The following is a 15238-nucleotide window of genomic DNA, read 5'->3' as shown; positions in this document are numbered from 1 at the left end:
GCTATCGCTCGGTCGATTTGGGTGGCCCGAACGAGCGCCGCAGCATCTCCCCCCTGCCCGCGTCCAGCTTCACTTTCTTGCCGTTCACCTGCAGCGTAACGGCCGACGCATCCGCCAGCAGCACGCTGACCTTGTCTTCCGCACTCCACGTGTCGGACTTTCCGGCCTTCAGCGTGCCCGAGAACAGCTTGCGCCCCATCGCGTCGTGAGCCTGGACGTACGACGACCGCTTCGCCTTGATCTCGACGGTCACCGTGCGTTTGACCGCCTTGCCCGCCGCCGGCTTCGGCTGGACGGGCATGTTCGGCGGGACCTTGGGCCGGGCCGAGGCCACCTGCACGTCGGCCGTCCGCACCTGGTCGCTCGCGCCGCCCAGCACCCGCATCATGCCGAAGACGACCACGATCGCCAGCGCCACCCCGAGCGCCATCGTCCAGTTGGGCCCCCGCCGCTCCGGAACGTTGATCTTCTTGTCGGCCTGGAACACGGCCGAGGCCGCGACCGGCCTGGGCGCCCCGCCGTGCTGCTGGTCGTAGAGATGGACGGTGGCCTCCGGATCGAGCCCCACCGCCTTGGCCACGGCCTTGACGTGCCCCCTGGTGTAGAAGTCGCCACCGCACTGGCTGCCGTCATCCTGCTCCAGGCCATGGATGATCGCCTCGCGGATCCTGGTGGCCGCGCTGACCTGCTCGACGGTCAGCCCGGCAGCATGCCTGGCTGCCGCCAGCATGGCCCCGATGCTCTGCTCCTGCACAACGAACGCCTCCCCCACGGCACCTGCACCTGCTACCACAATGGGTAGTGATTTATATTCAACCAGTTACTACCCGGCAGGCACGCATTGGGGTCATTCGCCACGCAGGTCGGCCAGCAAACCCGGCAGATCGTCCGGTTTGACCAGCACCTCGCGGGCCTTGGAGCCCTCGCTCGGGCCGACCACGTTCCGGCTCTCCAGGAGATCCATCAGCCGTCCCGCCTTGGCGAACCCGACCCGCAGCTTGCGCTGCAGCATCGAGGTCGAGCCGAACTGAGTGGTCACGATCAGCTCGGCGGCCTGGATCAGCACGTCGAGGTCGTCGCCGATGTCCTCGTCGATCTCCCGCTTGACCGGCGCGGCGGCCACGTCCTCGCGGTATTCGGCCTGCATCTGCGCCTTGCAGTGCGTGACGATCTCGGCGATCTCCTTCTCGGAGACGAACGCGTTCTGGATGCGGATGGGCTTGCTCGCGCCCATCGGCAGGAACAGCGCGTCACCCTGGCCGACCAGCTTGTCGGCGCCCGGCTGGTCAAGGATGACCCGCGAGTCGGTGAGGCTCGACACGGCGAACGCCAGCCTGGACGGCACGTTCGCCTTGATCAGGCCGGTGACGACGTCCACGGAGGGCCGCTGGGTGGCGATCACGAGGTGGATGCCGGCCGCGCGGGCGAGCTGCGTGATGCGCACGATCGAGTCCTCGACGTCGCGCGGGGCCACCATCATGAGGTCGGCCAGCTCGTCCACGATCACCAGCAGGTACGGGTACGGCTGGTAGACCCGCTCGCTCCCGGGCGGCGGCTGCAGCTTGCCGGCCCGCACGGCCTTGTTGAACTCGTCGACGTGCCTGAACCCCGACGCCGCCAGGTCGTCGTAGCGCCGGTCCATCTCGCCCACGACCCATTCGAGGGCTTCGGCGGCCTTCTTCGGGCTGGTGATGATCGGCGTGATCAGGTGGGGGATGCCCTCGTACACGCTGAGCTCGACCCGCTTCGGGTCGACCAGCACCATCCGCACCTCGTCGGGCGTGGCCCGCATCAGGATGCTCGTGATCAGCCCGTTGACGCAGACCGACTTACCTGCGCCGGTGGCGCCCGCGATGAGCAGGTGGGGCATCTTGGCGAGGTTCGCGACGATGGTGCGGCCCTCGACGTCCTTGCCCAGGCCGACGATCATCGGGTGGTGGTCGGCCTGCGCCACCTGCGCGCGCAGCACGTCGCCCAGGGCCACCAGGTCCTTGTCGGCGTTCGGGATCTCGACCCCGATCGCCGACTTGCCCGGGATGGGCGACAGGATCCGGACGTCGGCGGACTTGACTGCGTAGGCGATGTTCTTCGTGAGCGCCGTGACCTTCTCCACCTTGACCGCGGGCCCCAGCTCGATCTCGTAGCGGGTCACCGTCGGCCCCCGGGTGAACCCGATCACCTGCGCGTCGATGGTGAACTGCTCCAGCACGCTGGTCAGCGCGTTGACCACGGTGGTGTTGGCCTTGGTCTGCGGCTTGGGCGCCGTGCCCTGCTTGAGGAACTGCAGGTCGGGCAGGCTGTATGGGCCCGCCTGCGGCGACAGCACGAGCTGCTCCACCTTGCGGGGCGCGGGCGTCGGCTGGGGCGGCTCCGGCCGCTTCTCGGGCTCGGCGGGGGGCGCCTCGTCCTCGTCCGTCAGACCGGGCACGATCTCGGGCGAGTGCTCGGGCCGCTTGTCGGTCTTGTCCGACAAGACCGGGGTGTCGTACGGCTTGACCGAGTCGCCCCCCTCCTCGGCGGACTTCTTGGAGGTCCTGACCCGCTTCTTGCCCGGCTGCCGCGGCGCGGGCTCGGCATGCCGCTCGAAGAGCATGTGCTTCAGCTCGGCCAGCCGCTCCGGGATCCGGTGCACGGGGGTCGCGGTGATCACGAGCACGCCGAACCCGGACAGGAGCAGCAGCAGCGGGATCGTGATCCACGGCGGCAGGATGCTCATCGGCGGCGCCGACACGATGAACCCGACCATGCCCCCGGCCTGCGACACCTTGTCCATACCCTGGCCCTCGCCGGCCGGGTAGGGGGTGCCGTTGGCCACGTGGATGACGCCCAGCACGCCGACCATCAGCGCGGCCCACCCGATCACCATGCGCCCGGTGTCGGCGTTCTGGTCGGGGTGGCGCAGGTAGCGCCAGGCCAGCAGCCCGAACAGCAGCGGCAGCGCCCACGCCAGCGAGCCGAACACGCCGTGCACGGTCGCGTTCACCACGCCGGAGACGGCCCCGTCGGCGTTGCGCCACGTCATGGCCGCCAGCACGATCGCTCCCGCGAGCACCGTCAGGCCCACCCCGTCGCGCCGGTGCGCGGGATCGAGCTCGCGGGCGTTCTTGCCCAGCGCGCGAGCCGTGCTGCCGATGCCGTTGGCGAGCAGCATCCACAGCCCGACGATCAGCTTGCCGATCATCGTGAAGACCCAGCTGATCGGGTCCGGGTGGGTCATCGAAGGCTTGCGACCGGAGGCCGCCCGGGGACGTCCCGTCGACGAGGCCCCGCGCTTGGCGGGGGTCGAGCGAGACGAGGTCGACCGCTTCGCCGGCCCCTTCGATGCGCTTTTCGGCGTACGGGTGGCCATGATGCCAAAGGTACGTCGGAGACACCGTGGATCGCGCGGAGGCTCGCCGACGACCCCGCCAAACGGGCACGAAGATCCCGGGAAGGTTCACCCGATGTCCACGTAAAAGCCGTACGGCCGCAGACAACTCCTTCCTGAATGGTCCTATGCCACTCCTCAACCTCCGGGACATCGCGACGGAGACCGCGCTGCGCCCCGGTGTGCTCTACCGCTCCGCGCAGCCGCACACCCTCACGGCCGAGGACGCGAAGCTGGTGGCCGGGCTGCGGCTCATCGCCGACCTGCGCGGCGACAACGAGCGGGGCCCCGGCGACTGGGCGCCCGTCCTCGGCGGCGCCGTCCGGCACGCGCTGCTCGGCGCGGGCTCCTCCGACGCCTCGCCCGCCCAGCTCGCGGCGCTGCCGCCCGACCTGACCCTCGGCGACCTGTACGTCGGCCTCCTGCGGCACAGGACGACCTGGTTCGCCGGCGTCGTCGCCGAGATCGCCGACGGCCTGCCCGCCCTCGTCCACTGCGCCGCAGGCAAGGACCGCACCGGCATCGTCGTCGCGCTGATCCTCGACCTGCTCGGCGTGGAGCACGAGGCCATCGTCCGCGACTACGCGCTCACCGCGAAGGCGCTGCCCGACGTCATGGTGATGCTCGACATGACGCCGTCGCGAGACGCGCCCGCCGCGCTGCTGGAGGCGCCGGAGAGCGCGATGCGGACGTTCCTGGTCGCGCTGGGCGAACTCGGCGGCGCCGAGGGGCTCCTGCTGGCCAACGGCCTTACCAAGGCGCACGTGGACCGCCTCAGGGCCGCCCTCGTGCCCTGAGCGCGCCGGTCCGGCCCACCTTCTTCACAACAGGAGGTATCAACGGCACCATTCTGACACTCTGAGAGTGACCGTACTGCCACATCGAGTGATGTTCTAGGACGCAGAGTGGACACGACCAGGGTGTCGAGCACGGCCTTCGACGGGACTCCCCATGCCCCGGCTCAGGCGCGCAAGTTCGTCCGCCAGGTGCTCGGCGAATGGCGCCTGAGCCATCTGGCGGAGGACGCCGTGCTGCTGACCAGCGAACTCGTCACGAACGCCGTCGTGCACGCGGGCACCGGCGTCGAGCTCACCTGCCGCCTGGACGTGACCGCCAGCCCTCCGAAGCTGGAGATCGAGGTCGACGACCGCCATCCCACGCGGACGATCCTGGCGGCCGGGCCCGCGCCCGAGCCGACGCGTGCGTCGGGGCGCGGCCTCGCGCTCGCGGGCATGCTGGCCGACGCCTGGGGCGTCACGTACACGAGGACCGCCAAGCGCGTCTGGGTGCGCATGGAGATCTCGGACGGCTGCGACGTCCAGGAGCCCGCGCCGCCGCCGCCCACCGCGGCGCCCATCGAGACCCTGCACGTCGGCGTGATCGTCGCCGACCGCGACGGGGTCGTGCGGTCGTGGAACCCGGAGGCCGAGAAGCTGCTCGGCTGGCGGGCCGACCAGGCGGTCGGCCGATCCCTGGAGCGGTTAGTGGCCTGGCGCGGCCACGGGCCGTACGCGCTGTCGCTGGCCGACACCCTCGGCCTGGGCCGGTGGCGGGGCGAGGCGCGCATGCGGCACCAGGACGGCCGGCTCGTCCCCGTCTACGTCTCCCACCTGCGCTCCCGGCGGCAGCGCTGCTCGATCTGGATGGTGGTGGCCGCCGACCACGGCTACGTGCTGACGCCGCCGCCGGCGCCGCAGCTGGGCGGGGCAGGCCGGCGCATCAAGGACCTGCTCGGCCAGGACATGCCGTTCGCCGAGCTGCTCGACACGATCGCCCGGATCGTGCAGATCTCCAGCGGGGGCGACGCCGCGTACGTGCTGCTCGCCGCGGAAGGCGGCAACAGGTTCGGCGTGGCGGCGGGCGCGGGCGCGACGGCGGGGCTGGTGGGGGTGCTGGCCACCGGCGTGTTCGGCGCGGAGCGCACGACCCCCACGATGATCGAGGACCTGCTCGCCGTGGACGTCGAGCTGGCCCAGCAGTTGCGCGCCAGGTCGCTGGCGTGCGCGCCGCTGCTGGTCGGCGGCGAGCTGGCCGGCTACATCGTGGTGACGGCCGCCCAGCCGGACCGCTTCGACCAGGAGCTCACGGTCAGCCTCCAGCACATCGCCGGCCAGGTGGCCGTGCCCGTCCAGCGCGAGCGGCTGGCCGAGCAGGACCGCGCGCACCGGGGACGGCTGTCGTTCCTGGCGGAGGCGGGCGAGCTGCTGGCGGGCGTGCACGACGAGGAGCTGATCGCGGCGCTGACCGCGCAGCTCGTCGTACCCAAGATCGCCACCTGGGCGGCCGTCTACCTGACCGACCTCGCGGGCATGACCAGGCTCGCCCACGTCTGGCACAGCGAGGAGCGCCACAACGCCGACCTGCGCAAGTCGCTGCCCGCCATCCCGCGCACCGCCCTCAGCGAGGTGAGCTGGCCGGTCGGCCCCGAGACCGTGCTGTCGTTCCCGCTGCTCACGCAGGGCAGGTCGCACGGGGCGCTGGTGATCGGCCGCACCGAGCCGACCCTGCCGCTGGAGCTGGCCGACCTGCTGTCGGACCTGTGCCGCCTGGTGGCGCTCAACCTGCACACCGCCATGCTGTACGCCAGGCAGGCGACCACCTCCCGGGTGCTGCAGCGCAGCCTGCTGCCCATGCGCGTGGCACCCATGCCCGGCCTGGAGTCCGCGGTCGTCTACGAGCCGGCCGAGGAGGGGGCGCACGTCGGGGGCGACTTCTACGACCTGTTCACGGTGGCCGACCACTGGTGCTTCGCGCTGGGCGACGTCTGCGGCAGCGGGCCCGAGGCGGCCGCCGTCACCGGGCTCGCCCGCCACGCCGTACGCCTGCTGGCCAAGGAGCACTACACGGTGGCCGACATCTTCGACCGGCTCAACCACGCGCTTCTGGAGGAGGGTGAGGAGGGCAGGTTCCTCAGCCTGCTGTGCGGCGAGCTGACCCCGCTGCCGCAGGGCGGCGCGCTCTGCACGATCGCCTCCGCGGGCCACCCTCCCCCACTCCTGCTGCGGCGGGACGGCAAGGTCGAGCCCATGGCGAGCCCGCAGCTCCTGCTGGGCATCGAGTCCGGCGCCAGGTTCTACGTCGAGACGTTCGAGCTGGCGCCGGAGGAGCTGCTGCTGTGCGTCACCGACGGGGTGACCGAGCGGCGCAACGGCGGCCGGCTGCTCGACGACGGCGACGGGCTGGCCGAGTTGCTGTCCGGCTGCAGGGGGCTGAGCGCCCACGCGGTGGCCGAACGCGTGCGGCACGCGGTCGAGACGTTCGCCGAGGAGCCGTCGCAGGACGACGTGGCCCTGTTGGTGATCAAGGCCTCCGCCGCCCTGCACCGCGAGGGAGCGCCGTCGCCTGGACTAAGGAGCGCCGGGAGCGCAGCGACCAGAGCGACGAGGGAAGGCGACGGCTCTCCAGCGACCGAGCCGCCTCACGGAGTGAGGCCATGAGCAGGGTCAGGACGTGAATCTGTACGTGGTCGTCGAGGTGCGCCGCGTGCCCGGGCGGAGCACCGTGGAGGGGAACTGGGGCTTGTTGGGCGAGTCGGGGAAGTGCTGCGTCTCCAGGCACAGCCCGCCGAAGGGCCCGTACGGCGTCGCGTCCCCGTCCAGCATGTGGCCGGTGTAGAACTGCACGCCCGGCTCGGTCGTCGTGACCTCCATGGTCAGGCCGCCGGCCGTCACCGTGGCACCGCCACCGCCGAGCACATAGCAGTGGTCGTAGGCACCGTCGTTGCGCTCCCCCACCGCGTGCGGCTCGGTGAAGTCGAACGCCGTGCCCTTGACCGGCGCGAGCTCCCCCGTGGGGATCTTGGCGTCGTCCACCGGCAGGTAGTGGTCGGCGTCGATCCGCACGACGTGGTCGCGCACGTCGCCCTCGCCCGAGAGGTCGAAGTAGGAGTGGTTGGTCAGGTTGACCACGGTCGGGGCCTCGGTCTGCGTCTCGTAGTCGATGCGGAGCGCGTCGTCCTCGAGCGTGTACGTCACCCGGGCGGTCAGCGTGCCGGGGTAGCCCTCGTCGCCGTCGGGGCTGATCAGCCTGAGCGTCACCGACGTGGCGTCGTTGGACTCGATGGACCACACCTGCTTGTCGAAGCCCACGATGCCGCCGTGCAGGTGGGCGGTGCCGTTGTTGACGGCCAGCTCGTACTCGACGCCGTCCAGGGTGAAGCGGCCGTTCGCGATGCGGTTGCCGTACCTGCCGACGACCGCGCCGAAGTAGCGGCTGCGGGTCAGGTAGTCCTCCAGCGTGTCCAGGCCGAGGACCACGTTGCGGCCGGACACCTCCAGCGAGCGCACGATGGCGCCGTACGTGAGCACCTCGGCGCGCAGCCGTCCCGACGACAGCTCCACCAGCTCGACGCTCTCCCCTGACGGCAGCGTTCCGAAGTTCATGATTGGGCCCTTCCCGTGGACTCTCTGACAATGAGGGCGGTGTCGAGGGTCACTGTCGCGCCCTCGCCCCCCGACTGGAGCAGCAGGTCGACGGCCATCCTCCCGGCGGCCACCGCCGGCATGGCCACCGTGGTGAGCTTGGGCCGGTTGAGCCGTCCCGGCAGGATGTCGTCGAACCCGATCACACTTATCTGGTCTGGTACCCCTATCCCCATCTCCGACAGCCCCTCAATGAGGCCAAGCGCGACGAGATCGTTGTACGCCAGCACCGCCGTGGCCCCGCAGGCCGCCACGTCGGCGGCCACCGCCAGGCCGCCCGACTCCGTGGGCTGGTTGGGGCCGAAGAAGACGAGGTCGAGCCCGGGCGACTCGGCCGCGGCGCCCTGCATCTCGTTGCTGGTCCACGAGCCGATCGGGCCCGACACGAGCGCGATCCTGCGATGCCCCAGCCCGACCAGGTGCTCCAGTGCCAGCTTGGCGCCCTGGGCGACGTTCATCAGCACGGCGGGCATGCCCCGGATGCGCCGGTTGACCACCACGAACGGCACGTCCTCGGCCAGCCGTTCGATCATCTTGTTCGACAGGCGGGGGCTGCACAGCAGGACGCCGTCCACCTGCTTGGTGAACGTCCTGATCAGCTCCTCCTCGACGCGCGGATCCTCGTCGGTGTCGGCCACGAACACGTGGTAGTCGCGGCCCCTGGCCTGCGCCTGGGCGGCCTTGATGAGCGGCGGGAAGAACGGGTTGGCGATGTCCGCCACGATCAGCCCCATGTTGAACGTGCGGCCGGTCGTGAGGGCCCTGGCGGCGCGGTTGGGCCGGTAACCGAGGTCGTCGGCGGCGGCCAGCACGCGGCTTCTGGTGGCAGGATTGACCAGGTGGGGGGCGGAGAAGGTGCGGGACACGGTGGAGACGTGCACGCCGCAGGCGCGGGCCACGTCCTTGATCGTCGCCGCCATCGTCGTTCTCCCTTGCAAACGGTTGCCAGAATAAACCTTGACCTTCGCGCCTCTCGTCGTCAAGGTTCTTGCAACCGGTTGCCGGCCCCTCCGCTTTCCACCCCATGCGATGCGGCCGGCCCGGTACGGCAGCGGCCGCCGATCAACCAGGGCTACCAGCGACCCCCCAGCTCGTTGAGGGTGAACACCCCTCCGGCGCGGTTGTGGAGCGGCTCGGAAAGATCCGGCTCCCCCAGCTCGGCGATGAGCGCCGCCGCCTGGGAGTCGGAGGAGTCGCGGGACTCGTACCCGATGGCCTTGGCCTCCTCCAGCGACCACCACCGCCGCGCGTTGTCCGAGACCCCCCAGACCACGTGGTACCCGGGCGCGGTCAGCGCCGCCTCGACCAGCCGGGTCAGGTCGTCAGGCGAGATCCACGTGGCCAGCCCGCGCGTGTCGCCAGAGGCCTCGTTGCAGGTGCCGAGCCGGACCACGGTGACGTTCATGCCGAACCGGTCGTGGTACAGGCTCCCGAGCGCCTCCATGACGACCTTGCTCACTCCGTAGAAGGTGTCAGGCCGGGGAAAGGCGTAGTCGGGCAAATCGGAGCCGTCAGCGGGGCGGGTGTGGTAACCGGCCGCGTGGTGGCTGCCCATGAGCACCAACTGCTGGACGCCCTCCTCGCGCGCCGCCTCCAACAGCACTTGCGTGCCGTTGATGTTGGCCTGCACGATGTCCGCCCAGGGATGTTCCCGGCTCTGGCCGCCAAGGTGGATCACCGCGTCCACGCCCTTCATCGCCTCGGCCACCGCGGCCGGGTCGGCGAGGTCGGCCGTCACCCACTCCTCGCCGGGGCCCGGTTCGATCGGGTGAAGGTCGGAAAGCCGCAGCGTGCGGCCGTCACGGGCGAGCCGTGGGCGGAGCAGCGTGCCAACTTTTCCAGCGGCTCCGGTCATAAGAATGCGCATGTCTCATGGTGTACACGATTCTGGCCGAAATTCACATCCTTGAATATTGACCGTGAACCACGCAACTAGTTACGTTCACAGCCACGAGTTCAAGTCCACGACTCATGTCCACGTATGTGAACGGGAGGCGGTCTGATGTCACGTCGTCTGCTCGGGGTCGCAATGACAGCGACCCTGGCCGTAACGCTGACAGGCTGCGGTTCCGGGGGATCAAGCTCAGACAACGCTCTGGAGATCTGGATCAGGCAGGCGCCCGATTCGGACTCCGCCAAGACGGCGGTGAAACTCGCCGACGCATTCACGAAGGCCAGCGGGGTGAAGACGAAAGTCGTCGCGCTGTTCGACGACTTCGAGACCAAGCTCAACCAGCAGGCCGCCCAGAAGAAGCTTCCCGACATTGTGATCAACGACACCGCCCAGCTCGGAAACATGCACTCGCAGGGCTGGCTGCGCGAGATCGACAAGGCCACGCTGGCCGGCGGCGACAAGCTGTCCGACCGGGCGTGGGTGGCCGCGACGGGCAGCGACGGCAAGTTCTACGCCGCCCCGTTCTCCGCCCAGGCCTTCGCTCTGATCGTACGGAAGGACTGGCGCGAGAAGGTCGGCATGGAGCCGCCGAAGACCTGGGACGACCTGGCCAAGCTGGCGCAGGCGTTCACCGAGAAGGACCCCGACGGCAACGGCCAGGCCGACACGGCGGGCTTCGTCATCCCGGCGGGCACCAAACGCGGCTACGCCTCCTGGTACGCCTCGTCCCTCATCTACGCCAACGGCGGAGACTTCATCAAGAGCACCGGTGGCGGCCACTTCCAGTCCACGGTCAGCGACCCCAAGACCGTCGAGGCCGTCCAGTACCTGCAGGACCAGTTCTGCAAGACCAAGACCGTCAACCCCGGCGCCGTCAGCAACGACACGACCGTCACGCACGAGGTGTTCGAGAAGGGCCAGGGCGGCATCTACCTGGTCGGTCCGTACGTGCTGGCCAGGTTCGTCAAGAGCGTCGGCACCGACAAGATCGAGGTCCTGCCCCTGCCCAAGGGCCCGTCCGGCGGTCCCGGCACCCTAGGCGAGGGCGAGAACGTCTACCTGATGGCCGGCTCCGACCAGCAGGACGCGCAGAAGAAGTTCGCCGAGTTCGCGATCTCCCCTGACGGCCAGCGGATCGGCATGAACAAGGACGCCAACGGCGCCATCGTCCGCCTGCCCGTCAACACGCAGGTCGACATGGCCGCCGAGCGGCAGGATCCGCGCTGGAAGGTGTTCCAGGACGCGTACGCGAACGCCGTCTACGCCCCGCCCGTGCCGAACTGGGCGCCCATCCGCCAGGACTCGGCCGACTCCATCAACGCGGTCTGGGCCGACTGCTCCTCCAACGTCAAGGCGGCCATGGACCAGCTGAACACCAAACTCACCCAGGAACTCCAGAGCCAGAAAGCGTCATGACCTCGACACTGACCGAGGCGCGCAGCCGTACGGCGACCCCCCACCGCCGCACCAAGCGGGTGCGGTGGCGGGGGCCGCTGATCACCTGGCTGTTCCTGGCGCCCGCGCTGCTGCTGTTCCTGTACTTCAAGTTCATCCCGATGTTCGTGGGCCTGTGGAAGAGCTTCTTCAAGGTCCAGACGTTCCTCGGTGACGAGTGGCTGGGCCTGCAGAACTACCAGACGATCATCAGCGACGCCGACTTCGCCGCGGCCATCTGGCACAGCATCCTGCTGGCGCTGGGCACCACGGTCGGCTCGCTCGTCCTGGGTCTGGGGTTCGCGCTGCTCATCGAGGGGCCGGCGCGCTACCTGTGGTTCGTGCGCACCGCGGCCTTCCTGCCCGTCGTCACCACGATGGCGGCCGTGGCCGAGGTGTGGCGGATCATGTTCCACCCGGCCGACAGCGGGATGCTGAACATCATCATCGGCTGGGCCGGCATCGATCCCCAGCCGTGGCTGGCCAGCGAGCACTCCTCCCTGTGGTCGATCATGCTGATGAGCATCTGGCGCGGCACCCCGTACGACATGATGATCTTCCTGGCCGGGCTGGTCGGCGTCGACCGCACGCTCTACGAGGCCGCGGCCGTCGACGGCGCCTCCACCTGGCACCGGCTGCGGCACATCACGCTGCCCGCCCTGCGGCCGGTGTTCTGGATCCTGTTCACGCTGGCCGCCATCCGCGGGCTGCGGGTCTTCGTCGAGGTGTACGTCCTGACGAACGGCGGTCCGAACGGGTCGTCCGAGGTGCTGATGACGCTGATCTACAAGCTCGGGTTCCAGAAGAACGACCTGGGCGTGGCCTCGGCGGGCGGGATCGTGCTGTTCCTGGCCACGCTGGTGCTCACCCTGGTCGCGCAGATGTTGCGCAGGAGGCAGGCGACATGAGGTTCGACAGCGCGCTGGGGCTGGAGTCGCGCAAGGGGCCTCTGGCCGTCGGCGGAAAAGTCCTGATTTATAGCTTTATGGTGGTGGTTTTCACCGGGCCGCTGGTCGGGCTGCTCGTCAGCGCCTTCAGCAAGACGCTCGACCCCACCGCCTTCTCCCTGTGGCCGGACGAGTTCACGCTGGAGAACTTCGTCCAGGCCAAGGAGAAGAACGTCTACCTCTACCTGCTGAACTCCTTCATCGTCGTGGGCTTCGGCCTGCTGCTGCAGATGCTGGTGAGCGTCTTCGCCGCGTACTCGCTGGCCCGCAAGAAGTTTCGCGGCATGACGTTCGTGCTGCTGCTCATGCTCACCACGATGATGCTCCCCGAGGAGATCATCGCGATCCCTCTCTCGCTGGTCCTGGCCGACATGCCGCTGCTGCACGTGAACCTCATCGGCACGTACGCGGGCATGATCCTGCCGGTCGGCGCCTGGGGCTTCTCGATCCTGGTCATGACCGAGTTCATGAAGGAGGTGCCGGTCGAGCTGGAGGAGGCCGCGCGCATCGACGGCGCGGGGGAAATGCGGATCTTCGCCACCATCATCCTGCCGCTGTGCCGTCCCGCGCTCGGCGTGATCGGGGTGTTCGGCTTCACGATGATCTGGGACCAGTACCTGCTGCCCCTGATCGTCGCGCCCGAGTCGAGCATGTGGACGCTGCCCATCGCGCTGCGTTCGCTCCGCTCCGACGAGGAGGTCGGGATCGGCGTGCTGCTGGCCGCCTCGCTGCTGGCGCTGCTGCCGTCGATCATCGCGTTCCTGGCCTTCCAGCGGCAGTTCATGCGCGGTCTGACAAGCGGCGCCATCAAGGGTTAAGTGTCCATGTATCTGGACGCTATCCCATATCCTGGATGTCAACCCGCAGCAGTAGAGGGGATTGAGTATGGAGCCTCAGCTGGTCAAGTCCGCGGAGCGGACGGTGCGCATCCTGGAGGCCCTGGCCGATTCGCACGACAGCCTGACGCTGTCGGAGCTCCAGCAGCGCACCGGGTTCCCGCGCAGCAGCCTCCATGCCCTCATGCGGACGCTGGTCGAGCTCAACTGGGTCGAGACCGACTCGGCCAGGTCCGCGTTCGGGATCGGGCCGCACGCGCTGCTCACCGGCACCGCGTACCTCGACAAGGATCCCGCGCTGCCGTTCGCGCAGGAGACCTTGGAGGACCTGCGGGCAGAGATCGGCCAGACCGCCCATTTCGCCCGCCGGGACGGCGCGCATGTGCTCTACCTGGCCACCCGCGAGTCACGCGAGGCCGACCACGTGATCCCCAGGGTGGGGCGGCGCCTGCCCGCCCACGTCACGGCGCTCGGCCAGGTGCTGCTCGCCCAGCTCACCGACGACGAGGTCATGGCCATCCTGCCCGACCCGCTGTCCTCGCTCACCGACCGCACCATCACCGACCTGAACAAACTGACCGGCGAGCTCGACCAGGTCCGCACCCGCGGCTGGGCGTACGAACGCGAGCAGGGCACCCCCGGCCTGGCCTGCGTGGCCGTGGCGGTCGATTACCGCATCCCGGCCACGGACGCGATCAGCTGCTCGATGCCCGCGAGGCTGGCGCCCGCCGAGGTCGAGCGGATCACCGAGGCGGCGATCAAACACACCCGCAAGTTGGCTGCCACCCTGCGCAGGGAGGGCATCCGCTAGAAAGGACCGTCGATGCGGCTGGATGGTGTTCTCTTCTTCCCGGTGACCCCCTTCGGATCCGATGGCGACCTCGCCGAACCCGCGCTGGCCCGGCACGTCGCCGACGGAGTCGCGGCGGGAGCGGGAGGAGTGTTCGCCGCGTGCGGCACCGGTGAGTTCAACGCCCTCGACCTCGACGAGTACACCCGGGTGGTGGGCGTCTCCGTCGCCTCCACCGCGGGCCGCGTCCCCGTCTTCGCCGGCGCCGGCGGCCCGCTGCCCGCCGCCAGGGCCATCGCCCGCGCGGCCGCCGCCCAGGGCGCCGACGGGCTGCTGCTCATGCCTCCGTACCTGGTCAGCGGCCCGCCCGCGGGCCTGGTGCGGTACGTACGCGAGGTGGCCGCGACCGTCGACCTGCCGATCATCATCTACCAGCGCGGCACCGCCCGCTTCACCCCCTCAGCCGTCGCCGAACTCGCCGAGCTGCCCAACATCGTCGGCTTCAAGGACGGCCTGGGGGACTTCGACCTGCTGCAACGGATCATCCTCACCGTCCGCCGGTCCACCGGCCAGGACTTCACCTTCTTCAACGGCCTCCCCACCGCCGAACTGACCGTCCCCGCCTACCGCGGCCTCGGCGTCAACCTGTACTCGAGCGCGGTGTTCGCCTTCGCGCCCGAGATCTCCCTGGCCTTCTACAAGGCGGTGACGGGTGGGGACGAGGTGCTGACGCAGCGGCTGCTGACCGATTTCTACCTCCCGCTGGTGGAGCTCCGCGATCTCGTGCCCGGCTACGCGGTCTCGCTGGTGAAGGCGGGGGCGCGGTTGCGGGGGGCGGAGGTCGGAGGCGTACGCCCTCCCCTGCTGGACCCGACCCCCGAGCACACGGCCTCCCTGGAGCGCATCATCACCACCGGCCTGGCCATAGCCGGTGCCTGACCCACCAGCCCTTGATCCAGCCTCAGCCGACGTCGAAGGGCGGCAGCTCAGCCAGGTTCAGAATGGCTGCCGGCGGGAAGTCCGGCCATGAGCTCGGCGGGTCCTGGTTCAGGTTGCGCAGGTGCTTGTCGATGAAGCGCTGGGCATTGCGCAGAACCCTGACCGCGGTGGCGGCGTCGATGGCCCCGTCCTGCAGCGCGTCAGCGAGCTCGTCGAGGTCCAGGACTTCGTAGCGCCGGCTGAGCGGGGGTACGACGATGTCCACGTAGAGGTCGTGGGCCACCAGCCGCTTCGGGGCCGCCTCCTCCAGTTCGACCAGGTCGACGTACCAACCGCCTTCGAGTGCGTCGACGAAGGTGACCGGCCTTCGGAGCTGTATCCCTTCGTCGGCGATGACGAAGCAGCGATCGGTCGTGGGGCGGCCGGGAACCCGCCACGGGGGAAGGATCTCGACGTCGTAGGCCACGATGTTGTCGCCTGTTCGGACACCGGAGCACCATTGCCCAGTGCGGTGGTGGACACGTACCTCTTCAAGGGTCACGAATCGCAGTATGACCGCGTCGGGACGCAGCGCCCGCCCCATGCCAACGCCTGACCTTCACTCCAGCAC

General features: G+C 69.6%; 13 protein-coding genes. 7 read left to right on the top strand and 6 right to left on the bottom strand.

Translation table 11 applies throughout. From position 1 onward, the window contains the following. Window position 1: 1 nt before the first annotated feature. Together ACIHFD_RS16890 and ACIHFD_RS16885 are read right to left on the bottom strand one after the other, a co-directional pair. Window positions 2-772, bottom strand: a complete 771-nt coding sequence (locus ACIHFD_RS16890) for a helix-turn-helix domain-containing protein (RefSeq protein WP_397367643.1) — start codon at window positions 770-772, stop codon at window positions 2-4. Window positions 773-847: 75 nt separating this feature from the next. After that, window positions 848-3349, bottom strand: coding sequence for a DNA translocase FtsK (locus ACIHFD_RS16885; protein ID WP_397367642.1), 2502 nt, complete (start codon window positions 3347-3349; stop codon window positions 848-850). Window positions 3350-3495: 146 nt separating this feature from the next. Here ACIHFD_RS16885 and ACIHFD_RS16880 point away from each other — a divergent pair, with 146 nt between their 5' ends. After that, a complete protein-coding gene (locus ACIHFD_RS16880; protein ID WP_397367641.1) occupies window positions 3496-4164 on the top strand; it encodes a tyrosine-protein phosphatase in 669 nt (222 codons plus the stop codon). Window positions 4165-4272: 108 nt separating this feature from the next. Next, window positions 4273-6804 (top strand): SpoIIE family protein phosphatase, encoded by a 2532-nt coding sequence (locus ACIHFD_RS16875; RefSeq protein WP_397367640.1) that lies wholly within the window; start codon window positions 4273-4275, stop codon window positions 6802-6804. Window positions 6805-6810: 6 nt separating this feature from the next. Here ACIHFD_RS16875 and ACIHFD_RS16870 read toward each other — a convergent pair whose 3' ends face one another. The 3 genes from ACIHFD_RS16870 to ACIHFD_RS16860 all read right to left on the bottom strand — a co-directional run bounded on the left by ACIHFD_RS16870 (window position 6811) and on the right by ACIHFD_RS16860 (window position 9655). Continuing rightward, window positions 6811-7749: an aldose epimerase family protein gene (locus ACIHFD_RS16870; RefSeq protein ID WP_397367639.1), complete on the bottom strand. Its 939-nt coding sequence runs from the start codon at window positions 7747-7749 to the stop codon at window positions 6811-6813. Beyond that, entirely contained in the window at window positions 7746-8708 is a 963-nt protein-coding gene (locus tag ACIHFD_RS16865; RefSeq protein WP_357734318.1) for a LacI family DNA-binding transcriptional regulator, read from the bottom strand. Before ACIHFD_RS16865 ends, ACIHFD_RS16870 begins: the two co-directional genes overlap by 4 nt. Window positions 8709-8860: 152 nt before the next feature. Continuing rightward, window positions 8861-9655, bottom strand: coding sequence for an NAD(P)-dependent oxidoreductase (locus ACIHFD_RS16860; RefSeq protein WP_350724725.1), 795 nt, complete (start codon window positions 9653-9655; stop codon window positions 8861-8863). Window positions 9656-9790: 135 nt separating this feature from the next. Between ACIHFD_RS16860 and ACIHFD_RS16855 the strand changes: the two genes are divergently transcribed. The 5 genes from ACIHFD_RS16855 to ACIHFD_RS16835 all read left to right on the top strand — a co-directional run bounded on the left by ACIHFD_RS16855 (window position 9791) and on the right by ACIHFD_RS16835 (window position 14628). Next, window positions 9791-11098, top strand: coding sequence for a sugar ABC transporter substrate-binding protein (locus ACIHFD_RS16855; RefSeq protein WP_350724723.1), 1308 nt, complete (start codon window positions 9791-9793; stop codon window positions 11096-11098). Then, window positions 11095-12024, top strand: a complete 930-nt coding sequence (locus ACIHFD_RS16850; RefSeq protein ID WP_397367638.1) for a carbohydrate ABC transporter permease — start codon at window positions 11095-11097, stop codon at window positions 12022-12024. The genes ACIHFD_RS16855 and ACIHFD_RS16850 overlap by 4 nt, the downstream gene beginning before the upstream one ends. Next, window positions 12021-12881 (top strand): carbohydrate ABC transporter permease, encoded by an 861-nt coding sequence (locus tag ACIHFD_RS16845; protein WP_363967646.1) that lies wholly within the window; start codon window positions 12021-12023, stop codon window positions 12879-12881. Before ACIHFD_RS16850 ends, ACIHFD_RS16845 begins: the two co-directional genes overlap by 4 nt. 67 nt (window positions 12882-12948) lie before the next feature. Next, window positions 12949-13710, top strand: coding sequence for an IclR family transcriptional regulator (locus ACIHFD_RS16840; protein WP_350724718.1), 762 nt, complete (start codon window positions 12949-12951; stop codon window positions 13708-13710). 12 nt (window positions 13711-13722) lie between these two features. After that, on the top strand, window positions 13723-14628 hold the full coding sequence (locus tag ACIHFD_RS16835) for a 5-dehydro-4-deoxyglucarate dehydratase (protein ID WP_397367637.1): 906 nt from the start codon (window positions 13723-13725) through the stop codon (window positions 14626-14628). A gap of 22 nt (window positions 14629-14650) precedes the next feature. Here the strand turns inward: ACIHFD_RS16835 and ACIHFD_RS16830 are convergent, their stop codons facing one another. Continuing rightward, complete coding sequence (locus ACIHFD_RS16830; RefSeq protein ID WP_397367636.1) at window positions 14651-15169, bottom strand: DUF402 domain-containing protein; 519 nt, start codon at window positions 15167-15169, stop codon at window positions 14651-14653. Window positions 15170-15238: the final 69 nt, after the last annotated feature.

This window comes from Nonomuraea sp. NPDC051941, assembly GCF_044593615.1.
This window is presented reverse-complemented; position numbering and strand designations above follow the sequence as displayed.